The sequence below is a fragment of the Kitasatospora sp. NPDC098663 genome (assembly GCF_044760075.1).
Taxonomy (GTDB): Bacteria; Actinomycetota; Actinomycetes; order Streptomycetales; family Streptomycetaceae; genus Kitasatospora.
In genome coordinates this window covers 42,491-65,087 of the sequence record NZ_JBIWAP010000001.1, presented here as the reverse complement: position 1 = coordinate 65,087, position 22,597 = coordinate 42,491, and the positions used below count along the sequence as shown (strand labels likewise).

Sequence of the window (22,597 nt, the reverse complement as noted above, 5' to 3'; positions counted from 1 at the left end):
GACTGGGCCGCCTGTTACCGATCTCATCTCCCTTATCCACTATGCCCGGGTGCTAGGTGTGCCGGCGGAGCGCCTGTGGTTCAGCATCCCGGGTGTGGTGTCGCCTCGACATGTCGAGCGACTTTCGATCTCCGAGTTCAGCTCGACCGCGTTCAGCTCGACCGCCAGTGAAGTGACCATCAGCCAGAACGCCTGGCGGAACGTTCGCCACTACCTCAACACCCACCGGAATGAGCTTTCTCGCGCGGCCAGCGCGCTCTACCCGATCGAGTTCCATGTCCCGGGTACGGCGCTTCTGATGCCACCCGAATGGGCGCCATCGGCACCGGTGGAGATCGAGCGTATACGTCTCAGATGGGTGGGCGGAGCTGCGACAAAGGCTCCCCTGATCGACGGAAGCGAGCCCGAAGCGCGTCAGATCCTGCCGATGTACAGCCCCAGCCGTTCGTTCGAGCGGTACACCCAGGCAATCCGGTACATCGACTCGCCGTCGCTCTTCGAGAATCGGCCGAGCTATCGACTGACCGGGGTTGAGTGGGGCCGGGATGGAGACGGCGAGCTCTCCTTCGGCCTGGCCACCTACTTTGACAAGCTCGATGTCTCCGAGGCCCTCGGTCATGAACTTGCGGCCGTTACGACCGAGGGGCTCGCGACCTGGGCCCGGCTGCCCTTCCGGCGACTGGTGAGCGATCCGTTCGACGTGGATCTGCGCGCGGTCGTGCCCGCTATCACCACCTTGCTGATCCGAGTCCGACCCTCCGGCAAGGCGAGCTTCTTGCTGCACTGGCGCGATCCAGGCAAGGTGGCCACCGCCGGCGGGCTTTACGACACCATTCCGGCCGGGGAATTCCAACCGAGCGCCATCGCCGGTGACCCTGCGGGCAGCGACTTCGACCTGTGGCGCAACATCGTCAGAGAGCTCAACGAGGAACTGCTGGGCGCGCCTGAGTACGACGGTTCCGGGAGCCGGCCGCTCGATTACGATCGATGGCCGCTCTACCGTGCGCTTGAGCGAGCCCGGCGAACCCGGAGGATCCGGTTGTACTGCTTCGGGGTGGGCTGTGACGCGCTCACGCTGGCGGCAACTATCCCGACAGCGCTCGTGATCGAGGATGAGGTCTTCGAGGAGTTGTTCGGCGAGGTGGTGAAGACCAACGCCGAGGGGGTGACCGTCACGGAGTGGAACGGCCAGGACACCTCTGCTGGTATCCCGTTCACCGAGCAGAACGTCCTGCAGTTCATCAGAAGTGAGCCCATGGCGTCGCCGGGCGCGGCATGCTTGGCTCTGGCCTGGAAGTACCGCGACCTGCTGCTCGGCTCGTAGCCGACCGCAAGGCGTCGTGCCCGTATGCAACGAAGGAGCATCGTGTCCAGCGCGCCCGTGGGAGATGACCAGCCCACCCCATTCGACAGTGGAGAGCAGTGGCGACGGGTGCGCGGCTTTCTGAACGATCAGCGTTACGCGTTGACCAGTCGGCTGCTGGCAGAGAACACGTCCGAGAGCCTCATCCCGGGGACACCCCTCCTGGCCCGACAGCACTGGATTCCGGAACAGCCGGTGCCGCTGGAGCGCGTCCGGCTGAGCTGGAAGCCAAACGCGTCTGCACCGCTGTTGAACGGCAGTGAGCCGGAGCTCGATCACATCCGACCGCACCGGGAGGACGGGACCGCCTACCGCGAATATGCGGAAGCCGTCCGGGATCTCGCCAAGCCAAGGCTGTTCGAGAACCGAAACTGCTATCGCCTGCTCGACGTTGAGGCATCGGCCGCCGGTCCGAGACTGACCTTCGGCCGCGGCCGGTACTTCGACGTGATCAACATCTGCGAGGCTGCCGCGCACGAGTACGCCGCGGCAGTCCTGGCGAGCTCGGACAAGCCAGTGGATCCTTCAGCTACGCCCTTCCGCGTAGCCATCGCCGATCCGACCGATCTCATGCGTCGGCCCGTCATGGCGGCAACGAGCACGCTGACCATCCGGAACGATCGGGCAACCGGCGGAGCCGAGTTCGTGCTGCACTGGCGCGACCCTGAAAAGGTCGCCAGCGGTGGAGGCCTCTACCAGGTCATGCCTGTCGGGATGTTTCAGGCGTCACACGACGCACCATGGAACGAGGGGAACGACTTCGATCTCTGGCGAGCGATCCTCAGGGAGCTGAGCGAGGAACTGCTCGGTGCCACCGAGGACTACGGTAGCGACAGGGCGCCCATCGACTACGCGGCCTGGCCGCTCAACAGGACACTCACCGCTGCTCGCCAGGACGGGAGACTGCAGGTCTTCTGGCTCGGCCTCGGCATGGATCCGCTGACCTTCGTCACCGACATGCTGACCGTGGCCGTGTTCGACGCCGACTTGTTCGACGAGACGTTCCAGCGGATCGTCTCAACCAACGATGAAGGCCATCGTGTCGGACGGGAGGATACGACCGGGCGCTCGACCGGGATTCCGTTTACCGCCGAGCAGGTGGATCGCCTCACGGGCGCCGAACCGATGCAGCCTGCCGGTGCGGCCCTTCTACGGCTTGCCTGGCAGCACCGGGAGGCTCTTCTGGGAGAGTCCTTCCGGTAGCGGCCTTGTTGCGCGCCCCAAGGGATGTCGCCGCGCGGGCGTGACCCCAATGGACGTCGCCACAAGGTGGGAAGGCGCGTTCCCCGGGACTATGTGGGCCGCCCACACAGTCCCGGGGGTCGGCCTGGGCAGGGCGGCCAGGTGCCGCGGCTCAGTGCGCCGTCCAGCCGCCGTCGACGGGGAGGCTGGCGCCGGTGATGTAGGAGGCGGGCGGGGAGCAGAGCCAGAGGGCGAGTTGGGCGATCTCCTCGGGCTCGATGAGGCGCTTGACGGCCGTGCGTTCGAGCATGATCTGCTCGACGACCTCGTCCTCGCGGATGCCGTGGGCGAGCGCCTGGCTCGCGATCTGCTTCTCCACCAGGGGAGTTCGGACGTAGCCCGGGTTGATGCAGTTGCTGGTGACGCCGTAGGGGGCGCCCTCCAGGGCGACGGTCTTGCTGAGGCCCTCCAGCGCGTGCTTGGCGGTGACGTAGGCGGACTTGAAGGCGCTGGCCCGCAGGCCGTGGACGGAGGAGATGTTGACCACCCGGCCCCACTCCCGCTCGTACATGTGCGGGAGAGTGCGGCGCAGGATGCGGAACGGCGCCTCGACCATGACGCGTTGGATGAGGGTGAAGCGGTCGGGCGGGAACTCGTGGACGGGCGCGACGTGTTGGAGACCGGCGTTGTTGACCACGATGTCGGCGTCGGCCGGCAGGGCCTCCACGGCCTCCGGGTCGGCGAGGTCCGCGACGACGGCCTGGCCGCCGATCCGCTCCGCGAGCTCCCGGGCCGGGCCGGCCGCGAGGTCGACGACGTAGACCCGGGCGCCGGCCCCGGCGAAGGCCTCGGCGCAGGCCCGGCCGATGCCCGAGGCGGCCCCGGTGACCAGGGCCGTCCGGCCGTCGAGCGGGCGGGCTGTAGTGGTGTCCATGGCCGAGAACGCTAGGAAACCAGGGGGCCAGGCTCCCATGTGGTGGTCCACCACAGCATCCCGGTTGGCTGTGGTGTTCACCGCCACGATGGTCGATCGACGGTTCGACCGCGAAAGGCCAAACCCGCGCCGACCGCGCTTCCCCACAATGGGCGCGATTGCTTCACCCGTTCGGAGGATTGCTCGGTCAGATCCACCCATAGCGCCCGAATGCTCGCTACATTCACGCCGATTCCCGACAGGGGGCGCCGCCCCAGGCAGCCGAAGTGCTGGTAGAGCCCGGTGCGACGTCCGAGAGGTGTTGACTGACATGCCCCAACGGCCTGCAACCGACAGCCCGGCGTACGGACCGCTCGACCCGCTCGGCCACCACCGAGGCCCGGTCGGCCGGGCCCTGCCGGACGCCCCCGACGCCCTGACCGCCGACGCCCCGACCGCCGACGAACTGCGGCTGCCCGCGCAGGCCACAACCGACCGGCACGAACCCGCCGCCCCCGGGCCGGTCGGCGGCCACTCCGGGCACTCCGGCCCGGCGCCGCAGAACGGCCAGCTCGCCACGCTCATCGAGGAAGCCGGCTTCTCGCACGCGGGCCTGGCCCGCCGGGTCGACCAGCTCGGCCTGGAGCACGGCCTCGACCTGCGCTACGACAAGACCTCGGTCACCCGCTGGCTGCGCGGTCAGCAGCCCCGCGGCGCCACCCCCGCGCTGATCGCCGAGGTCTTCACCCGCCGCCTCGGCCGCCGCCTCACCGCCCAGGACCTCGGCCTGGACGCCTGCGCCCCGGTGTACGCGGGCCTGGAGTTCGCCGAGACCCCGCAGGAGGCGGTGGACATCGTGGCGAGCATGTGGCGCAAGGACAACGGCCCGCAGTCCGAACTGCGCCGGATCGCCTTCACCCCGGCGGGCCTGGTCGTCCCCAGCCGGGACTGGCTGATCGGCCGCACCGACGAGCGCGTCGCCCGGGACGGCTCGACGATGGCCCGTCCCGACGCCGCCACCGGCCCGCCCACCGCCACCACCGCCACCACCGGCACCGCGGCATCCGCCGTGACGGCAGCATCCGCCGCATCCGCCGCGCCCGCCCAGAGCGTGCCCCCCGCGCCCGGCGCTCCCCCTCCGAGCCCGGCGCGCGGCCAGGCCCACCTCGGAGCCCCCGGCATGCGCCCCGTGCCGGGCGCGGCCGGCCCCGCCGGGCCCGCCATCGGCCGGGTGCCCACCCAGAGCCGGCGCCCGCCGATCGCCGTCGAGCCGCCGTACACCGAACCGGCCCGCGAGTCGCGCCCCGCCCTGCGGGTCGGCCGCGGCGACATCGCCGCCATCCGCGCCGTCGGTGACCTCTTCCGGGCGCTCGATCACGCCTACGGCGGCGGGCACGCCCGGCAGGCGCTGGTCCGCTACCTGGAGAGCGAGGCCGAGCCGATGCTGCGCGGCCGCTACGGCGAGCAGATCGGCCGGGCGCTGTTCGGCGCCGTCGCCGACCTGACCAGGCTGGCCGGCTGGACGTCCTTCGACATCGCCGCGCACGGCCTCGCCCAGCGCTACTTCGTCCAGGCGCTGCGCCTGTCCCAGGCCGCCGGGGACCGCGCGCTCGGCGGGTACGTCCTGGTGACGATGAGCCAGCAGGCCGTCCACCTGGGCCACGGCCGGGAGGCCGTCCAACTGGCCAGGGTCGCCCAGCAGGGCGTGGGCACCGCCGTGCCGCCGGTGGTCCAGTCGCTGATGCACACCGCCGAGGCGCGCGGGCACGGCCTGCTGGGCGACGTCCGGGCCTGCACCACCGCCCTGGTGCGCTCCGAGCGGGCACTGGCCGCGGCCCGGGTCGGCGACGAACTGCCTTCCTGGGCGCGGTACTTCGACGAGGCCCAGCTCTCCGACGAGTTCGCCCACTGCTACCGCGACCTCCAGCAGTGGCGCACCTCCGCGCAACACGCCGAGAAGTCGCTGCGGCTGCGCTCGCCCGCCTACGCGCGCAGCCGGATCTTCTGCCGGCTGGTGCTGGCCACCGCCCGGCTCGGCATGGGGGACCTCGACGAGGCCTGCACCATGGCCACCGACGCGCTGCGGGCGGCGGGGGAGATGCGCTCGGCCCGCTCGCTGGAGTACGTCCGGGACTTCCACCGCCGCCTCACCCCCTACCGGGGCAGCCCGGTGGCCCGCGCCTTCGAGGAGACGGCCCGCCAGGCCGGCGTGATCTGAGGACCCGTCGAAGAGGGGCCGGTCGGGCGAGCCCCGGCGGCCCTGGAAACCCGTCCGGCCCGGGTCCGCCCCGGGCCGAAGGGCCCATCCGCCCGGCACCGGCTCCGGCACAGGCACCGAGTGTTCCGGCGGCGGACGGGAGCGAAGCGGCTCACCAGCTCTCGGCCCGGACGCGCGGCTGCCCGGCCTCCGGCGCGGGCGGCCGGACGCCGCCACGCACCCGCTGCGCCACCAGCGGGAACACCAGGACCGAGAGCATGCCGGCGCCGACCAGCGCGGCCGCCGTCGAGGACGGCAGGTGGCCGTCGTCCACCTCGATGGTGGTGATCACCACGACCAGCGGCAGCGCCGTCGCGCCGTAGAGCCCGAGCGCCGTGCGGTCCCGCCGGCCGAGTCCGGCCGGGGCGAGCAGCCCGGCGGGCAGCCCGCGCACGGCCAGGAGCAGCAGCAGGAACACCGGGACGAGCAGTATCGTGCCGGGGTCGTCCAGCAGGGCGGCCAGGTCGAAGTTCATCCCGCTGACCACGAAGAACACCGGCACCAGGAAACCGAAGCCGATGCTCTCCAGCTTGGCCGCGATCACCTCCTCCTCGGCCCGGCGGATGTCGGAGAGCAGCAGCCGGGAGACGATCCCGGCGGTGAAGGCGCCGAGCAGCATGTCCAGGTCGAGCCAGATCGCGGCGGCCACCATGACGGCGAGCACCAGGATCACCGCCCGGACCGCGAACTGCCCCGAGGTGCGCAGGGTGCGCTCGATGAGCCGGGTGGCCCAGGCGGGCCGGGGGCGGCGTGCGCCGAGGACGGCGGCGGCGGTGATCACCGCGAAGGCGCCGAGGATGACGGCCGTCCGGACCGGGGAGTTGCCGCTGAGCAGGACGGCGATCGCGATGATCGGCCCGAACTCGCCGACCGCCCCGGTGGCCATCACCGACGAGCCGAAGGGAGTGGGCAGTTCGCCGGAGTCGCGGAGGATCGGCAGGATGGTCCCGAGGGCGGTGGTGGTGAGCGCGAGCCCGGCGAAGGCGCCGTTCAGCGGATCCCGGTTGACCAGCGCGCCCACGCCGAGCGCCAGCACGAGCGAGACCAGCCACGCGGTGCCCGCCCGTTTCAGCGGGCCGCCGCGCAGCTTGGCGAAGTCGATCTCGTACCCGGCCAGGAACATCAGCATGGCCAGGCCGAACTGGGAGAGCGCGTTGACCAGGTCGTCGACGTGCGCCCAGTTCAGGACGTCGGGGCCGATCAGGACGCCGAGCAGGATCTCGAACACGACGGTCGGGACGGCGATCCACCGCAGCAGGCGGTCGGCGAGCAGCGGCGCGGCGACGGCCGCGGCGGGGATCAGGATCAGGGCCACCGGCTGGACGGCGGCGCTCACCGCGCAACCGGCCGTACGGTGTAAATCATCCGATGAGCGGTCATGTCGGCATCCTGGCATGCCGCCGCTCCGTCACCCACCGGCAGGTCGTCAGCGTGTCCCGGGAGCGGGAGCGGGAGCGGGAGCCGGAGCCAGACCCGGAGCCGGAGCCGGAGCCGGAGCCGGAGCCAGACCCGGAGCCCGCCAGGCTCAGGCCGCCGCCTCGGCCTCCCGGGCGCCGGCCGGGACGCCGAGGTCGCGCAGCACCGCCTGCGCCGCCCGCCGCCCGGAGACCAGCGCGCCCTGCACGCTGCTGGTGTCCCGGTGGTCCCCGGCGACGTACAGCCCGGCCAGCACCCGCACCGGGCGCCGGGGGTTGTGCGGCGGCGGCATCGCGGGCAGCGCGTCCGGGACGTGCCGCACGTTCAGGAACTGCCAGCCGGTGGTCGAGGTGCCGTACAGCTCGGCGAGCCGGGCCCGGACCACCGGTTCCAGCCCGGCCGGTCCGCCCGCGTCGAAGGAGCGCCGCCCGAGCACGGTGGTGGCGATCAGTGCCTGTCCGGCGGGGGCGTAGGAGGGGTGCAGTTCGCTGAGCACCAGCGAGTGCGAGACCAGCGGCGGCTGCCCGCCGGGCCGGTCGCCGTCGAGCAGCAGGACGGCCTCGCCCAGCGGGGTGCGGTCGGCCGCGTGGTAGAAGGTCGTGACGGGGTGGAAGTCCGGCAGCCGCAGCCCGGGCAGCAGTTCGGCGGCGGAGCGGGCGTCGGTGGCGAGGACGACGGCCTGGGCGCCGATCCGCCCGTGGGCGACGGTCTCCACGCCGTCGGCGGTGATCGAGGTGACCTGCACCCCGGTGCGTACGGTGCCGGCGGGCAGGGTGGTGGCCAGCTGGGCCGGCACGGCAGCGATCCCGCCGGCGGGCAGACAGAGCCGTCCGCGCGCGTAGGAGCGCAGGACCAGGTCGGCGATCCGGCTGCTGGTGCCGAGGGCGGGGTCACTGAGCAGCGCGCTGAGCAGTGGCCGCAGGAAGCCGTCGAGGGTGCGCGGGGCGAGGCCGTGGCCGGCCAGCGCGCGGGCGGTGGTGGTCTCCGGGCGGGCCTTGAGCCGGCTGGCGGGGGTGGTGGCGAGCCGGCCGAGCCAACTGCCGAGCCGGGCCTTGTCCAGCGGGCTGCCGAGTGGGGCGCGGGTGGCGGCCTGCCGGGCGGTGGTGAGCTGCGGGTCCCCGGTGCGGTAGCGGCGGCCGGCGCTGTGCACGAGGACTCCGGCGGCGAGCGGGCGCAGGTCGAGGCGGTCGAGGTCGAGGACGCGGCGGAGTTCGGGGAAGGCGGTGTTCAGCAGGTGGCTGCCGTCGTCGAGCCGGAATCCGTCCAGTTCGCGGGTGGCCATCCGGCCGCCGATCCGGTCCGTGGCCTCAAGGATCTGCACGGTGAGGCCGCGGCCGGTGAGCGTGCGTGCGGCGGCCAGACCGGCGAGTCCGGCGCCGATGACGATGACGTCAGGGTCGGACGGGCGGCGGGCGCGGCGGGTGAAGTCGTATGTGGGCACTGGCGTGCTCCCTCCCTGGTCCCGGGGCTCCGGCCGACGCAGGCAGCGGGGTGCCGGGACACGGTCCGACGGTGTGATGCCCAGTCAGTGTGAGCATCAGACAAGCGCATCGGGCCCGATCCAAGGGGCGAGAGGGGGCGTGCGGCACCGGGCGGGAGCGCGGTCACGGACAGTGCGCCGTTGGGGCCGGGTTCCGGGGTCGGCGGGCGCGCACGGTCACCGGGGGCGTGCGACGCGCCTGGTGTGTGCTCCCATGCGCCCCCTCCCGAAGCCCCGTCCGACCCCCACCCGATCTCCGCCCGGCATATGCCCCTGGCCAGGGCGAATGCCGTAGCCGCCGTACGCGGCGGGACGTACCGGAACCCCGCCGCGCAGCCCGTGCCGGAAACCCGCGGCGGACGGCAGGGTTCCGCGCCGCCGGTCGCCCCCAGTGACAACTCACAGTGCCGAGCGCACCGCGAGCACCGCCGCTCACAGCAGCGCGAGCACCGCCACTCACAGCGTCGCGAGCACTGCCACTCACAGCGCCGCGCGCACCGCCGCGTCCACGTTCGGGTGCGCGAAGCGGAAGCCCGCGTCCAGCAGCCGCCGCGGCACCACCCGGTGGCTGCCGACCACCTCGACCGCCAGCTCGCCGAGCACCACCTTGAGCACCGCCTCCGGCACCGGGAACGGGGTCGGCCGCCGGAGCACCCGCCCGAGCGCCGCCGTCAGCTCGGCGTTGGTGACGGGATCGGGCGCGGTGAGGTTGACGGGGCCGGAGAGGTCGTCCCGGTCGATCAGGAACCGCAGCGCGGCGACCTGGTCGGCCAGCGAGATGAAGCTCCAGTACTGCCGCCCGTCGCCGAGCCGCCCGCCCAGCCCCAGCTTGAACAGCGGGAACAGCCGCGCGCCGGCCCCGCCGGCCGCGGACAGCACCATCCCGGTGCGCGGGTGGACGACCCGGATGCCGGCCAGCTCGGCCGGCCGCGCGGCGGCCTCCCACTCCACGCAGACCTCGGCCAGGAAGTCGTCGCCGGCGGGGGAGTCCTCGTCGATCACCCGGTCGCCGGTCTGCCCGTACCAGCCGACCGCGGAGCCGCTGACCAGCACCCGGGGCGGCTCCTTGAGCGCGGCCAGTGCGACGGCCAGCGTCTCGGTGCCGAGTGCCCGGCTCTCCCGGATCTCCCGCTTGTAGGCGTCCGTCCAGCGGTGGTCGCCGACCCCGGCGCCGGCCAGGTGCACGACCGCCTCGACCCCGGCCAGCCCGTCCTGCTCGACCTGGCCGAGCAGCGGGTTCCAGCCGATGGCCGTGCTGCCGTCGGGCTGCGGGCCCGTCCTGGAGTGGCGCCGGACCAGCCGGACCACCTCGTGGCCGTCCGCCAGCAGGGAGCGGACGAGAGCCGAACCGATCAATCCCGTGGAGCCTGTGACAGCGATGCGCATACGTCCATCCTCCCAGGTCCCAATGCCCTGTCATGTCGAGGTGCGTCTCATTAGCATGACGCGCATGTACGAGGACGATCTGATCATCCGCCCGGCGCGGCCCGAGGACGAGGGCGAACTCGTCGTCCTCAACCGCGCCGCCTGGTCCCCGCTGTCCGAGGTCTCCCCGCGGCCGCCCGAGGAGGGCGGGATCTTCGACGAGCGGCACACCCCGGAGCAGTACCTGCTCGCCTTCCTGGACCGCCGGCTCGTCGGCTACATCCGCCAAGTCCCGCCGAGTCCGCTGGCCAGCAACCGGCACGTCCGGCAGATCCAGGGTCTGGCCGTCGACGACACGGTCCGCGGCCGGGGTGTCGGCCGGCGCCTGGTCGAGGCGGCCTGCGAGGCCGCCCGGGCCGCGGGCGCCCGCAGGATCACCCTGGGGGTGCTCGGCTGGAACGCCCCGGCCCGCCGCCTCTACGAGGGCTGCGGCTTCGGCGTCGAGGGCTCGCTGGCGGAGGAGTTCCTGATCGACGGCTCCTACGTGGACGGCATCCTGATGGCCCGCCGCCTGGCGGACTGACCTGCCCGACCGGCCTTGCCGCCCGCCATGTCTGACGATTCGTCAGGGAGTGGCGGGTGGTGCAGAGTCGTGACCGATCCGCTCTGTCTGGACCGGCACCCCGCCGGGTACCGTACGGCCGTGAGCAACTCGACGCCCCCCGGGTGGTACCCGGTCCCCGGTGCGGACGGCACCCCCGGTCACGAGCGCTGGTGGGACGGCAACGCCTGGACCAGCGAGGTACGCCCGCCCCAGGGCGGCGTCGGCCACCTCGCCGACGCCCCCACCCAGGGCTGGCAGCCCCCCGGCCGGCAGCCCGGGTACGGCTACGGCGGCCCGCAGGACGCCCCCGGCCACGGCTACCCGGGCAGCGCCCCTGCCCCGGGCTACGGCTACCCGGGCCAGGACGGCTACCGCCCGGGCCAGGACGGCTACTACCCGGCCCAGGACGGCTACCCCGCCCAAGGCGCGGGCTACGGCTACCCGGCGTCGGGCTACCCGCCGCAGCAGCCGGCGTCACGCCGGGTGAGGCCCGGCCTGGTCGTCGGCATCGCGGTCGCCGTCCTGGCCGTGGGCGGGATCGCCGCCGGGATCGTGCTCAGCGGCGGCGGCTCCCCGCAGGCCGACCCGGCCCCGAACCCGACGGTCACCATCACCCGGAGCGGCCCCGCCCCGAGCCCCACGGCGGGCACGTCCGCCCCGACGCCCGCGCCCAAGCCGGCGCCGACCGTCAGGAGCACCGTCCCGGACGCCCAGCACGCGATCACCGTCCCGGTGCTCGACGGCTGGGACGTGGCGCCCAACTCCCCGCACTCCACGGTCTACCTGGGCACCGGCAGCTACACCTGCCCGGACGGCAACTCCTGTATCCGCGGCCAGTTCTCGGTCGAGAAGGACACCGTCCAGGGCGCCACCGCCAAGGCGGCCGCCGAGGCCACGATGCCCGCGTACGCCGGCCAGATCTTCACCGGGATCAGCTCGCACACCGACTCCGGCTCCGGCTACACGACCGTCGCGGGCGTGTCCGGCTACGCCGTGCGCTGGCACATCCGCACCGCGGACGGCACCCAGGGCTACGTCCTGCTGGCCGCCGTCCCGGCCAAGGGCGGCGGCTTCGTGGTGTTCGAGGGCGGGGTGGACGATACCCCGAGCGCGCCGGACGCGTCCGCGCTGGACCAGATCCTCAAGGGCGTCAAGCAGGACGGCACGTCCGGCGGCGGCAGCACCGCCTGACGCGTCCGGCCCCGCTCATGCCGGGGGCGTGTCTGACGCGCCGTCCGGTCGGACAGAACCTTCGGGCTGTCCTAATCCCCGTAGCGCTCCCAGAGCTTGGGAAACCGTTTCGCCATGACGTCCGGGTCGTCGAAGTCCAGCGCGGCCCCGGCCGGTCGGCCGGACTGTCGCCCGCCCACCTCGGGCAGCGGCAGTCCGGTCAGCTGCTCGTACGCCTCGTCGGCGGCGTAGCCGAGGTCCTCGGCCTCGCCGTCCTCCTCCTCGTCGAACTCGGGCAGCAGGTCCGCCAGGTCGTCCGGCTCGAACAGAGCGCCCTCGAAGACGTCCCGGCCCTGGCCGATCAGCCAGCAGCGGAAGTAGTCGAAGGTGTCGTCGGAGGCGCCGTCCAGCAGCAGGTAGGCGGCGCCCCAGAGATCGTGGCGGTAGGCCCGCTGGAACCGGGCCTCGAACAGCCGGGCGAAGTCGATGACGTCGTCCGGGGTCAGCTGGACCAGCCGTTCCACCAGCCGGTCGGCCTGCTCGTCCGGATCGCCGTCGGCGTCCTCCCGGGTCTCGTCGATCATCTGCCAGAAGTCGGTCTCGTCCATCACCGCTCCAGCATCCCCGTTCGCCAGCCCCCGCGCATGCCATGGCCCGGCGAAACGCTGGTGATGTTCGACGCAGCCAGGCGTGGCCGTCGCGGCCCCGGACGGGCGGGCGCGGCCGGAAGCGGGCGGACGACGGGCGGACGACGGGCGGCCCCGGGCAACGGCGGAGCCCCGCGCCGTCCAGGGACGACGCGGGGCTCCGTGCAGCCGAAACCGCGGACCAGCAGTGCCTTACAGGCCGAGCTCGACCTCGAACTCGCCGGCCTCCAGGATCTCCTTGACCGCGACCAGGTAGCGGGCGGCGTCGGCGCCGTCCACCAGGCGGTGGTCGTAGGAGAGCGACAGGTAGGTCATGTCGCGGATGCCGATGGCGGTGCCGCCGTCGGCCTCGATGACCACCGGGCGCTTGACGGTGGCACCGATGCCCAGGATGGCGACCTGGTTCGGCGGCACGATCACGGTGTCGAACAGCGCACCGCGCGAGCCGGTGTTGCTGATGGTGAAGGTGGCGCCGGACAGCTCGTCCGGGGTGATCTTGCTGTCGCGGACCTTGGCGGCCAGCTCGGCGGTCTTCTTCGAGATGCCGGCGATGTTGAGGTCGCCCGCACCCTTGATGACCGGGGTCATCAGACCCTTCTCGGAGTCCACCGCGATACCGATGTTCTCGGTGTCGAAGTAGGTGATGGTGCCCTCGGCCTCGTTGATCCGGGCGTTGACGACCGCGTGGGTCTTCAGCGCCTGGGCGGCGGCCTTGACGAAGAACGGCATCGGGGACAGCTTGACGCCCTCGCGGGCGAGGAAGCCCTCCTTGGCCTTGCCGCGCAGCGACATGATCTTGGTGACGTCCACCTCGACCACGCTGGTCAGCTGGGCCTGCTCGTGCAGGGCCTTCAGCATGTTGTCGCCGATGACCTTGCGCATGCGGGTCATCTTGACCGTCTGGCCGCGCAGGGCGGACGGCGCGGCGGCGGCCTTCGGGGCAGCGGCCGGAGCGGCGGCGGCGACCGGGGCCGGAGCGGCCTTGGCGGCCTCCGCGGCGGCGACGACGTCCTGCTTGCGGATGCGGCCGCCGACGCCGGTACCGGCGACGGAGGACAGCTCGACACCGTGCTCGGCGGCGAGCTTGCGCACCAGCGGGGTGACGTAGGCGTCACCGGCGTCGGCCACCGGGGCAGCCGGCGCGACGGGAGCCGGGGCGGCGACCGGAGCGGGCGCGGCCGGGGCCACCGGGGCCGGAGCGGCGGCGACGGGAGCCGGAGCAGCCGGGGCGACCGGGGCAGCCGGGGCGACGGGGGCCGGAGCGGCGACCGGAGCCGGGGCGGCGACCGGGGCCGGAGCAGCCACCGGAGCCGGGGCGGCGACCGGAGCCGGAGCGGCGGCGACGGCACCCGCGGCACCGATCAGCGCGAGCTGGGCGCCGACCTCGGCGGTCTCGTCCTCGCCGACCAGGATCTTCACCACGACACCGGCGATCGGCGACGGGATCTCGGTGTCGACCTTGTCGGTGGAGACCTCGAGCAGCGGCTCGTCGACCTCGACCGTCTCACCCTCGGCCTTCAGCCAGCGGGTGACGGTGCCCTCGGTGACCGACTCGCCCAGCGCGGGCAGCAGGACCGGGGTGGCGTCGGCGGCCGGAGCGGCAGCCGGAGCCGCCGGGGCGGCAGCGGCGACCGGGGCGGGGGCGGCGGGCGCCTCCACGACCGGGGCCGGGGCGGCGACGGGCGCGGCCTCGGCGACCGGGGCCGCGGCGGCGACCGGGGCACCGGAGCCGTCGTCGATGATCGCCAGCTCGGCGCCGACGTCGACGGTCTCGTCCTCGCCGACCTTGATCGAGGCCAGGATGCCGGAGGCCGGCGACGGGATCTCGGTGTCGACCTTGTCGGTCGACACCTCGAGCAGCGGCTCGTCGACCTCGACACGCTCACCCTCGGCCTTCAGCCAACGGGTGACGGTGCCCTCGGAAACGCTCTCGCCCAGCGCGGGCAGTGTTACTGAGACCGCCATGGTTTCAGCGACTCCTATCAAGTCTTGCGTACTGGAAATGGGGGGTGGTGGCGTGATCAGTCGTGCGCGTGCAGCGGCTTGCCGGCCAGCGCCAGGTGCGCCTCGCCCAGGGCCTCGGACTGGGTCGGGTGCGCGTGGATGAGCTGCGCGACCTCGGCCGGCAGGGCCTCCCAGTTGTAGATCAGCTGAGCTTCGCCGACCTGCTCGCCCATGCGGGCGCCGACCATGTGGACGCCGACCACGGCGCCGTCCTTGACCTGGACGAGCTTGATCTCGCCGGCGGTCTTCAGGATCTTGCTCTTGCCGTTGCCGGCCAGGTTGTACTTGAGGGTGACGACCTTCTCCTTGCCGTACAGCTCGACGGCCTTGGCCTCGGAGATGCCGACGGAGGCCACCTCGGGGTTGGAGTAGGTCACGCGCGGGACGCCGTCGTAGTCGATCGGCACCGGCTTGAGGCCGGCCAGGCGCTCGGCGACCAGGATGCCCTCGGCGAAGCCGACGTGGGCCAGCTGCAGGGTCGGGGCGAGGTCGCCGACGGCCGAGATGGTGGGCACGTTGGTGCGCATGTACTCGTCGACCAGGACGTAGCCGCGGTCCATCGCGACGCCGTTCTCCTCGTAGCCGAGGCCGGACGAGACCGGGCCGCGGCCGATGGCGACGAGCAGCAGGTCGGCGTCGATCTGCTTGCCGTTCTCGGTGGAGACGCGGACACCGGTCTCGGTGTACTCGACGCCCGAGAAGCGGGCCTTCAGCTCGAACTTGATGCCGCGCTTGCGGAACGCGCGCTCCAGCAGCTTGGAGGAGTTCTCGTCCTCCAGCGGGACGAGGTGCGGCAGCGCCTCGACGATGGTGACCTCGACGCCGAAGGACTTCCAGACCGAGGCGAACTCGACGCCGATCACGCCGCCGCCGAGGATGACGACCGACTTCGGGATGCGGTCGAGCTTGAGGGCGTGGTCCGAGGAGATCACGCGGTTGCCGTCGATCTCCAGGCCAGGGATCGAGCGCGGCACGGAGCCGGTGGCCAGGACGATGTGGCGGCCCTCGATGCGCTGGCCGTTGACGTCCACCGAGGTCTGCGAGGAGAGCTTGCCCGCGCCCTGGATGAAGGTGACCTTGCGGGAGGCGACCAGGCCCTGGAGGCCCTTGTACAGGCCGGCGATGACGTCGTCCTTGTACTTGTGGACGCCGTTGATGTCGATGCCCTGGAAGGTGGCCAGAACGCCGAACTCGGCGGCCTCCTTCGTCTCGTCCGCGATCTCGGCGGCGTGCAGCAGAGCCTTGGTCGGGATGCAGCCGCGGTGCAGGCAGGTGCCGCCCAGCTCCCCCTTCTCGACCAGGGCGACGCTCAGGCCCAGCTGAGCGGCGCGGAGCGCCGCGGCGTAACCGCCGCTTCCGCCTCCGAGAATGACTACGTCGAAAACGGTGCTGGCGTCGTTCGCCACGTCACGTCCTCCATGCAATGGGGTGGGTCGCCGGGCCGGTCGCGGTCCGGTGGGGTCGGAAGCCTTTGTGAGGCGCCCAGTCGTGCCGGAAATACATCTTCGCACTTGTTCGCGGTGGCTGATGTCCGGGTCCACCCCAGGGGTGTCCCACGGAGCGGTCACCGGGGCGGGAATACCCCCGACGGAAGGGCATCATTGCAGCTCAACGCGGGGTTGACAGCCGCCGGACGGGCGTCGGCGCGGCCTTGCGGTGCCACCTCTTCCGCAGGGTGGAACAAAGTTTCGCCCGCAGCGAACAGAGGTGCGGGCCGGGGTCCCGGTCTACTCGCAGGTAACCGGTGTCGGCGCGCGAACGCCGACGGGGGCCCGGCGCACACGCGCCGGACCCCCGTCGACTCAGTGCCTGATCAGGCCTTGCCGCCCGCCGCGGTCTGCTCGGCGAACCGGACCAGGGTGCGCACCGCGCTCGCGGTGCCGCCCTTCGGGGTGTAGCCGAACGGGGCGCTCTCGTGGAACGCCGGGCCGGCGATGTCCAGGTGCGCCCAGTCGATGCCCTCGGCCACGAACTCCTTCAGGAACAGGCCGGCCACCAGGCCGCCGCCCATCCGCTCGCCCATGTTCGCCAGGTCGGCGATGGTCGACTCGGTCATGCCCTTGCGCAGCTCGGCCGGCAGCGGCATCGGCCAGGACTGCTCGCCGACCTCGCCCGAGACGGTGTGCAGGGTCTCGCGCAGCTCGTCGTTGTTGGACATCACACCGAAGGTGCGGTTGCCCAGGGCCAGCACCATGGCGCCGGTCAGGGTCGCCACGTCGACGATGACGTCCGGGTTCTCCTCGCCGGCGCGCACGATCGCGTCGGCCAGCACCAGACGGCCCTCGGCGTCGGTGTTCAGCACCTCGACGGTCTTGCCGCCGTACATGCGCAGCACGTCGCCGGGGCGGGTGGCGGAGCCGGACGGCATGTTCTCGGCCAGCGCCAGCCAGCCGGTCACGTTGACGGCCAGGCCCAGGCGCTTGGCGGCCACCACGGCGGCGAACACGGCGGCGGCGCCGGCCATGTCGCACTTCATGGTCTCGTTGTGGCCGGCCGGCTTCAGCGAGATGCCGCCCGAGTCGTAGGTGATGCCCTTGCCGATGAAGGCCAGCGTGGCCTTCGCCTTCGGGTGGGTGTAGGCCACCTTCACCAGCCGCGGCGGGTTGGCCGAGCCGTTGCCGACGCCCAGCAGGCCGCCGAAGCCGCCCTTGAGCAGCGCCTTCTCGTCCAGCACCTCGACCTTGAGGCCGTGCTCCTTGCCGGCCGCCTGGGCGATCGCGGCGAAGCTCTTCGGGTTCAGGTCGTTCGGCGCGGTGTTGACCAGGTCGCGGGCCCGGTTCATCTCCTCGCCGACCGCGGCGGCGCGCTCCACGGCCGCCTTGGCGTCCTTGCTGCCCTTGCGGGGGGCCAGCACGACCAGCTCGCCGACCGGCTCCTTGCCGCTGCCGTCGGCCTTGTAGGTGCCGAAGGCGTACGAGCCGAGCAGGCCGCCCAGCGCGACGGCCTCGACCTCGTCCGCGGACTCGGTCGGCAGGGCCAGCGCGGCCTTCTTGGCGCCGGCCAGGGTGCGGGCGGCGACACCAGCGGCGCGGCGCAGCGCCTCCAGCTGGTAGCCGGCCTCGGCGGCCTCGCCGAGGCCGACCGCGAGCACGAGCGCGGCCTTCAGGCCGGCGGGGGAGGGCACCTTGACGGCCTCGCCCTCGGCGCCGGTCGCGCCCAGGGTGCTGAGGACCTCGGTCAGCTTGCCCTCGAACGCCTCGTTCACGGCCTCGGAGCCGGGGGCCAGCACGATGCCCTTGGGGCCCTTGGCGACACCGACCACCAGGGCGTCCGCGCGCAGCGAGGCGGCGGAGGAGGTGCTCACAGACAATGCAGTCACGTAATGCGTCCTGTTCTTTCGCGGTCCACGGCCGGTTGCGGCGAGGCTGCCGCACCGGCGCAACCCGCCGTCGCAGGCCGGACCGCCCGGCACGCTCCGGGTCCGGGCCCCCTGGCGCGCGCACCCGCGCAGGTCGCGGCCACGCACACCAGAGGCCCCGGCTCCTCGGGTCACGCCGGGCGGGCAGGACCTGCGACGGTGCAGGGCTGCGGTGCTCCCCGCATGGTAGTCCGCATGGTGGGATCACGCGCCGCCCGGTATCAGCCGAGCAACGCCAGGGCGAACAGCGAGGCGGTCGCGGCGGTTTCCGCCATCGCGCCGAGCACGTCCCCGGTGATTCCGCCGAACCGCCGTACGCAGCGCCGGAGCAGCAGCTGGGCGCAGCCGACGCCGAGCGCAACGGCCAGGGGGAGACGGAAGGCTGACGATCCGTCAAACAGTCCGAGTCCTGCCAGGGCGAGCGCCGCGGCGGCCGTCCCCGCGACCGCTCCGGCGGGTGCCACGGTGCCCGCCACCATCGCGCCCAGGCCGCCCGGCCGGGCGGCCGGCACCGACCGCAGGCAGCCCCAGGCGAGCGCGCACCGCGCGGTCACCGCCGACGCCAGCACCGCGAGCGCGCCGCGCGTGGTCGACTCGGCGAACTGTCCGGCCAGCGCCGCGATCTGGGCCAGCAGCACGAGAACGAGGGTCAGGACGCCGAACGGGCCGATGTCGGACTGCTTCATGATGCGCAGCGCGTCCTCGGCCGGTTTCCCGCTGCCCAGGCCGTCGGCCACGTCCGCCAGACCGTCCAGGTGCAGCCCCCGGGTGAGCACGGCCAGCACCCCCACCGCCGCCACCGCGCCGAGCGGTCCGCCGGCCGGCCAGGCCACCAGTGACCCCGCCCCGGCGGCCGCCGCGCCGAGCACCAGCCCCACCACCGGGGCCGCCGTCATCGCCCGCGCCGCCGCGGCCCGGTCCCACCGCTCCACCCGCACCCGCAGCACGGACAGCGTCCCGAACCCGAACCGGAGCCCCTCGGCCCAACTGGCGCCCTGCACGACGTGTTTCCCTCCGAACGGAAGCGCCCCGTCCGATGTGCCGGACGGGGCGCCGATGATCCTGGTGCCTCAGGTTGCCGCGGGTCTCCTACAACCGTCCTACAGTCGCCGCAGCAGGTCCGCCGCCGAGGGCAGCTTCGGCTGCTCCTTCGGCGCCGACGGCACGAACGGCCGCGGGGCCTCGTCCGCGAGCGCGTCGCCCGCGGCCTGGAGCAGCGGCAGGGCCAGCAGCGCGCCGAGGCCCTCGCCCATGGTGATCCCCTGGTCCTGCAACGGCGTCAGGGTGAGCCGGTCGTAGGCCTTGGCCTGGGCGGGTTCGCCACTGGACTGCCCGGCCCGCCACCACTCCGGCGCGCGGAAGGCGATCCGCTGCGCGACCAGCGCGCAGGCCGCCGAGACGACGCCGTCCAGCACCACCGGGAGCCGTCGCACCGCGGCCTGGAGCAGGAAACCGGTGATCGCCGCGAAGTCGGCCCCGCCGGTGGCGCCGAGCAGCGCCAGCTGGTCGCCGAGGACGGGCCGGGCCCGCCGCAGGGAGTCGCGGATGGTGGCGCACTTGACCATCCAGACCCGGTCGTCGATGCCCGAGCCGCGCCCGGTGACGGCGGCCGCGTCCGTTCCGCACAGCGCGCCGACCAGGACGGCGGCGACGGTGGTGGCGCCGACGCCGAGGTCGCCGAGCAGCACCAGGTCGGTGCCGGCGTCGGCCTCCTCGTCGGCGACGGCCATGCCGGCCCGGAAGGCCCGCGCGGTCTCCGCGGGGGTGAGCGCGTCCTCGACGTCGATCCGGCCGGAGCCGCGCCGGATCCGGTGGGTGACCACGTCGTCCGGGAAGTCGGCGGGGTCGGCGTCCACCGCGACGTCGACGACCCGCACCTCGGCGCCGTAGCGCCGGGCCAGCCGGGTGACCGGCGCGGTGCCGTCCAGGACGGCGCGCACCCGCGCGGCGGTGCCGCCCTTGGCGGGCAGCCGGGACACCCCGAGCGCGGCCACGCCGTGGTCGGCGGCGAACAGCAGCACCTTGGGGGCCGACACCGGCCGCACGGGGGATCGCCCCTGTACGGACGACAGCCAGCTGCCCAGCTCCTCCAGCTTGCCGAGCCCGCCGCGCGGTCGGCCGGCCTCCTGCCAGAGTTCCTCGGCGGCCCGTCGGGCGCTCTCGTCGGGGCGCTCGACGAGCGAGGAGAACGTATCGAGATCCACGGTCGTGTCCATCGTCCGGAAGGCTACACGCCGCAGATGTTCAGGCGGCGGCTGGCTTGACGGTCAGAACCTGCCCGGCCACGACCAGCAGCACACGCTCGGAGGCGTCCGCCACGGCCATGTTCAGCCGGCCCAGGGTGTCGCGGAAGCGCCGGCCGGCGGCGGTCGCCGGGACGACGCCCATCCCGACCTCGTTGCTGACCGCGACGGCCGTGCGCCCGGTGGCCGCCCAGGCCCGCGCCAGGGCCTCGCAGCGCCGCTGGACGGCGGTCTCCCCGCCCGCCGCCCAGACCGCGTCGTCCCAGGCGCCGCACTCGTCCATCACGGCGGTCAGCCACAGCGCCAGGCAGTCGACCAGCACCGGCGCCGGGTCGGTCCGGTCGGCCAGCACGGCCTCCAGGTCGCAGGTCTCGGCGGTGCGCCAGCTCGCCGGCCGCCGCTCGCGGTGCAGCGCGACCCGCTGGGCCCACTCCGTGTCGCCGTCCCGGGTGCCGCCGGTGGCCACGTACAGGACGTCCGGGTGGTCGCCGAGCAGCTGCTCGGCCCGGGTGGACTTGCCGGAGCGGGCGCCGCCGAGCAGCAGCGTGCGGGGGAGCGGGTGGTGGATCGCCATGCCGCCCATCCTGCCCGACCGGGCATCCGGACCGTCCGGCCAGGCATACGGAAGATCGGGCCGGGCAGGCTAAGGTGCGCAGCACGCAGGCAGCGTCGTCGGTGGGAGGAGCCGGGCATGGTCTGGACGTGGCGGTACGAGAAGGCGGACGGCACCGCGGTGGTGCCGGAGGGCGCCCAGGAGGAGTTCGCCGGCCAGGGGGACGCCGAGACCTGGATCGGGGAGTCCTGGAAGCAGCTCGCCGAGGACGGCATCGACACGGCGGTCCTGCTGGACGACGACCGGGTGATCTACTCGATGAGCCTGCACGAGGCGTAACCGCCGTCGCGGGGCCGCTACTTGGCCCCGACCACGTGCAGCAGCGCGGCGACCTGCCGGTACGGGTCGGTGCGGCCGGCCCGGTCCTCGGCCTCCAGCAGCTGGGCCAGCTGCCGCCCGTCCACCGGCGGGGTCGCGTCGTCGGGCGCGTTGTCGGTGAAGACCCGTACGCCGTACCAGTGCTTCAGCGGCACCGACACCTCGGAGAGGGTGACGGTGAGGTCGGGGAGGCGGTCGGCGCGCGCGGCCAGCCCGAGCCGGTTGTAGTACCGGTCGCTCTCGAAGGCGTGCAGGGCGGCCCGCCAGTCCCCGGCGGCGGCGGGCCGCAGGGCGAGCGCGTCGCGGTTGCGGACCAGCAGCGAGAGCAGCCCGCCCGGGGCCAGCAGCCGGGCCAGCGAGGCGATCATCGGGTCGGGGGCGGGCAGGTACATCAGGACGCCGTGGCAGAGCACCACGTCGAAGCTGCGCGGGCCGAACCAGCGCCCGCACTGGTGGGCGTCGCCGCTGAGCAGTTGCAGCCGCCCGGCGACCTCCGGCGGTTCCTCGGCGAGCGCCCCCTGGGCGACGCCGAGCGCGACCGGGTCGGAGTCGATGCCGGTGACGTAGTGGCCGGCCCGGGCCAGGCGCAGCGCCTGGGTGCCCTGGCCGCAGCCGATGTCGAGGACGCGCTGCGCGGTGCGGCCGGCCAGTTGCTCGGCGAGCTGCCGGGAGACCAGCTCCTGGCGGACGAAGTTGCGCAGTCCGCCGAGCCGGTCCAGCCAGGCGCCGGTACCGCCGGCGAAGGAGCCGCTGCGCGAGGGCAGCCGGCGCTCCTGGCCGATCCGGTCGTGGCCGCCGTCCCCCTGCCCCGGCAGCGCGTACAGGCCGGGCCCCTCCCAGGACGGGGGGGCCCAGCCGGAGTCCACCGGTTCGGCGGTCAGGGCTTCTCCCCGCGCCGCACCTGCGGCTTGGGCAGTCGCAGCCGGCGCATCTGCAGGATGCGCATCAGGCCGTAGGCGACCGCGCCGCGGGTGTTCTGGCCGGCGAAGCGCTCGGCGAACTGCTTGCGCAGACCGAAGCCGAGGCGGACGAAGTCCAGGATCACCAGCACGAAGAACAGCAGGAACAGCAGCGTGGACAGCAGCTGGATGGCGGGCACCTTGATGATGCTCAGCACCAGGATGACCACGGCGGCGGGCAGGAAGAACTCGGCGAGCGACCAGCGGGCGTCCACGTAGTCGCGGGCGAACTTGCGCACCGGGCCCTTGTCGCGGGCCGGCAGGTGGCGCTCGTCGCCCTCCAGCAGCGCGGTGCGCTGCTTCTCGCGCTCGGAGCGCATCCGCTCGCGGGCCTGGCGGGCGGCCTCCTTGCGGTCCTTGGGCACCGTCACCCGGGTGCGCCGGTTGGCCTCGGCCTCACTGCGCTTGGGCGTTGGCCGGCCCTTCTTGGCCTGGGGGTGGCGGGTCTCGTCCGGCTTCTCCAGCACGGTGGCGGAGGCGGCTGCATCATCTGAACGGCGTCGGAACACACCACCAGCGTACGGGGTGCCGGGCGGCTTCTCGGGGTCCCCTCGGACCCAAACGCGTATCAATCCGCGAGGTCGGCGCCCGCCGGGGTTTCCCGGCCCCTTCCCGTAGGGGATCAATCGGATGGACTATGGAGGGGATGAGAGGCGGATCCACCCGGGGGAGGAGGAACTCCGCTGGTCGCTGTAGCAGTCTTGT

General features: G+C 73.3%; 18 protein-coding genes and 1 pseudogene. 6 read left to right on the top strand and 13 right to left on the bottom strand.

Annotated features, from left to right (window positions below; genetic code table 11):
* Positions 1 to 58: 58 nt before the first annotated feature.
* Together ACIQVZ_RS00295 and ACIQVZ_RS00290 are read left to right on the top strand one after the other, a co-directional pair.
* Positions 59 to 1,324, top strand: coding sequence for an XRE family transcriptional regulator (locus ACIQVZ_RS00295; protein ID WP_402445828.1), 1,266 nt, complete (start codon positions 59 to 61; stop codon positions 1,322 to 1,324).
* Positions 1,325 to 1,366: 42 nt separating this feature from the next.
* The gene (locus ACIQVZ_RS00290) at positions 1,367 to 2,566 is read left to right on the top strand and encodes a transcriptional regulator (RefSeq protein ID WP_402445824.1); all 1,200 of its coding nucleotides are present in this window, start codon (positions 1,367 to 1,369) and stop codon (positions 2,564 to 2,566) included.
* A 151-nt stretch (positions 2,567 to 2,717) separates the two neighbouring features.
* Here the strand turns inward: ACIQVZ_RS00290 and ACIQVZ_RS00285 are convergent, their stop codons facing one another.
* On the bottom strand, positions 2,718 to 3,479 hold the full coding sequence (locus ACIQVZ_RS00285) for a 3-hydroxybutyrate dehydrogenase (protein WP_350885251.1): 762 nt from the start codon (positions 3,477 to 3,479) through the stop codon (positions 2,718 to 2,720).
* A 310-nt stretch (positions 3,480 to 3,789) separates the two neighbouring features.
* Between ACIQVZ_RS00285 and ACIQVZ_RS00280 the strand changes: the two genes are divergently transcribed.
* The gene (locus ACIQVZ_RS00280; RefSeq protein ID WP_402445821.1) at positions 3,790 to 5,676 is read left to right on the top strand and encodes a regulator; all 1,887 of its coding nucleotides are present in this window, start codon (positions 3,790 to 3,792) and stop codon (positions 5,674 to 5,676) included.
* Between the two features lie 151 nt (positions 5,677 to 5,827).
* Here the strand turns inward: ACIQVZ_RS00280 and ACIQVZ_RS00275 are convergent, their stop codons facing one another.
* The 3 genes from ACIQVZ_RS00275 to ACIQVZ_RS00265 all read right to left on the bottom strand — a co-directional run bounded on the left by ACIQVZ_RS00275 (position 5,828) and on the right by ACIQVZ_RS00265 (position 9,997).
* Positions 5,828 to 7,051 (bottom strand): cation:proton antiporter, encoded by a 1,224-nt coding sequence (locus tag ACIQVZ_RS00275; RefSeq protein ID WP_402445818.1) that lies wholly within the window; start codon positions 7,049 to 7,051, stop codon positions 5,828 to 5,830.
* Between the two features lie 189 nt (positions 7,052 to 7,240).
* The gene (locus ACIQVZ_RS00270) at positions 7,241 to 8,572 is read right to left on the bottom strand and encodes an NAD(P)/FAD-dependent oxidoreductase (protein WP_402445816.1); all 1,332 of its coding nucleotides are present in this window, start codon (positions 8,570 to 8,572) and stop codon (positions 7,241 to 7,243) included.
* A 519-nt stretch (positions 8,573 to 9,091) separates the two neighbouring features.
* Entirely contained in the window at positions 9,092 to 9,997 is a 906-nt protein-coding gene (locus ACIQVZ_RS00265; RefSeq protein ID WP_402445815.1) for a TIGR01777 family oxidoreductase, read from the bottom strand.
* A 64-nt stretch (positions 9,998 to 10,061) separates the two neighbouring features.
* Here ACIQVZ_RS00265 and ACIQVZ_RS00260 point away from each other — a divergent pair, with 64 nt between their 5' ends.
* Complete coding sequence (locus tag ACIQVZ_RS00260) at positions 10,062 to 10,559, top strand: GNAT family N-acetyltransferase (RefSeq protein WP_350885241.1); 498 nt, start codon at positions 10,062 to 10,064, stop codon at positions 10,557 to 10,559.
* Between the two features lie 120 nt (positions 10,560 to 10,679).
* Entirely contained in the window at positions 10,680 to 11,771 is a 1,092-nt protein-coding gene (locus tag ACIQVZ_RS00255) for a DUF2510 domain-containing protein (RefSeq protein WP_402445811.1), read from the top strand.
* Positions 11,772 to 11,842: 71 nt separating this feature from the next.
* Here the strand turns inward: ACIQVZ_RS00255 and ACIQVZ_RS00250 are convergent, their stop codons facing one another.
* The 7 genes and pseudogenes from ACIQVZ_RS00250 to cobU all read right to left on the bottom strand — a co-directional run.
* Positions 11,843 to 12,358 (bottom strand): DUF4240 domain-containing protein, encoded by a 516-nt coding sequence (locus ACIQVZ_RS00250; RefSeq protein WP_350885237.1) that lies wholly within the window; start codon positions 12,356 to 12,358, stop codon positions 11,843 to 11,845.
* 231 nt (positions 12,359 to 12,589) lie between these two features.
* On the bottom strand, positions 12,590 to 14,362 hold the full coding sequence (sucB, locus tag ACIQVZ_RS00245; protein WP_402445808.1) for a 2-oxoglutarate dehydrogenase, E2 component, dihydrolipoamide succinyltransferase: 1,773 nt from the start codon (positions 14,360 to 14,362) through the stop codon (positions 12,590 to 12,592).
* Positions 14,363 to 14,418: 56 nt separating this feature from the next.
* Entirely contained in the window at positions 14,419 to 15,807 is a 1,389-nt protein-coding gene (gene lpdA / locus ACIQVZ_RS00240; protein ID WP_350886313.1) for a dihydrolipoyl dehydrogenase, read from the bottom strand.
* 407 nt (positions 15,808 to 16,214) lie between these two features.
* Positions 16,215 to 17,720, bottom strand: a complete 1,506-nt coding sequence (locus ACIQVZ_RS00235; RefSeq protein ID WP_387813227.1) for a leucyl aminopeptidase — start codon at positions 17,718 to 17,720, stop codon at positions 16,215 to 16,217.
* A gap of 260 nt (positions 17,721 to 17,980) precedes the next feature.
* The gene (locus ACIQVZ_RS00230; RefSeq protein WP_402445804.1) at positions 17,981 to 18,760 is read right to left on the bottom strand and encodes an adenosylcobinamide-GDP ribazoletransferase; all 780 of its coding nucleotides are present in this window, start codon (positions 18,758 to 18,760) and stop codon (positions 17,981 to 17,983) included.
* Positions 18,761 to 18,859: 99 nt separating this feature from the next.
* A complete protein-coding gene (locus tag ACIQVZ_RS00225; RefSeq protein WP_350886319.1) occupies positions 18,860 to 19,975 on the bottom strand; it encodes a nicotinate-nucleotide--dimethylbenzimidazole phosphoribosyltransferase in 1,116 nt (371 codons plus the stop codon).
* Positions 19,976 to 20,003: 28 nt separating this feature from the next.
* Positions 20,004 to 20,615 (bottom strand): annotated as a pseudogene (gene cobU, locus ACIQVZ_RS00220) (bifunctional adenosylcobinamide kinase/adenosylcobinamide-phosphate guanylyltransferase); the annotation flags it as partial.
* A 78-nt stretch (positions 20,616 to 20,693) separates the two neighbouring features.
* Here cobU and ACIQVZ_RS00215 point away from each other — a divergent pair.
* Positions 20,694 to 20,894, top strand: a complete 201-nt coding sequence (locus ACIQVZ_RS00215; RefSeq protein ID WP_350886321.1) for a hypothetical protein — start codon at positions 20,694 to 20,696, stop codon at positions 20,892 to 20,894.
* Positions 20,895 to 20,911: 17 nt separating this feature from the next.
* Here ACIQVZ_RS00215 and ACIQVZ_RS00210 read toward each other — a convergent pair whose 3' ends face one another.
* Both ACIQVZ_RS00210 and ACIQVZ_RS00205 read right to left on the bottom strand, forming a co-directional pair.
* Positions 20,912 to 21,652: a class I SAM-dependent methyltransferase gene (locus tag ACIQVZ_RS00210; RefSeq protein ID WP_402446376.1), complete on the bottom strand. Its 741-nt coding sequence runs from the start codon at positions 21,650 to 21,652 to the stop codon at positions 20,912 to 20,914.
* 158 nt (positions 21,653 to 21,810) lie between these two features.
* Complete coding sequence (locus ACIQVZ_RS00205; RefSeq protein WP_350886323.1) at positions 21,811 to 22,401, bottom strand: DUF3043 domain-containing protein; 591 nt, start codon at positions 22,399 to 22,401, stop codon at positions 21,811 to 21,813.
* Positions 22,402 to 22,597 lie beyond the last annotated feature (196 nt).

What these genes read in the sequence shown, in the direction of transcription:
- ACIQVZ_RS00225 (WP_350886319.1), bottom strand. Translation starts at nt 19,975, where the DNA reads ATGGACACGACCGTGGATCTCGATACGTTCTCCTCGCTCGTCGAGCGC.
- ACIQVZ_RS00280 (WP_402445821.1), top strand. Translation starts at nt 3,790, where the DNA reads ATGCCCCAACGGCCTGCAACCGACAGCCCGGCGTACGGACCGCTCGAC.
- sucB (WP_402445808.1), bottom strand. Translation starts at nt 14,362, where the DNA reads ATGGCGGTCTCAGTAACACTGCCCGCGCTGGGCGAGAGCGTTTCCGAG.
- ACIQVZ_RS00215 (WP_350886321.1), top strand. Translation starts at nt 20,694, where the DNA reads ATGGTCTGGACGTGGCGGTACGAGAAGGCGGACGGCACCGCGGTGGTG.
- ACIQVZ_RS00265 (WP_402445815.1), bottom strand. Translation starts at nt 9,997, where the DNA reads ATGCGCATCGCTGTCACAGGCTCCACGGGATTGATCGGTTCGGCTCTC.
- ACIQVZ_RS00285 (WP_350885251.1), bottom strand. Translation starts at nt 3,479, where the DNA reads ATGGACACCACTACAGCCCGCCCGCTCGACGGCCGGACGGCCCTGGTC.
- ACIQVZ_RS00250 (WP_350885237.1), bottom strand. Translation starts at nt 12,358, where the DNA reads ATGGACGAGACCGACTTCTGGCAGATGATCGACGAGACCCGGGAGGAC.
- ACIQVZ_RS00260 (WP_350885241.1), top strand. Translation starts at nt 10,062, where the DNA reads ATGTACGAGGACGATCTGATCATCCGCCCGGCGCGGCCCGAGGACGAG.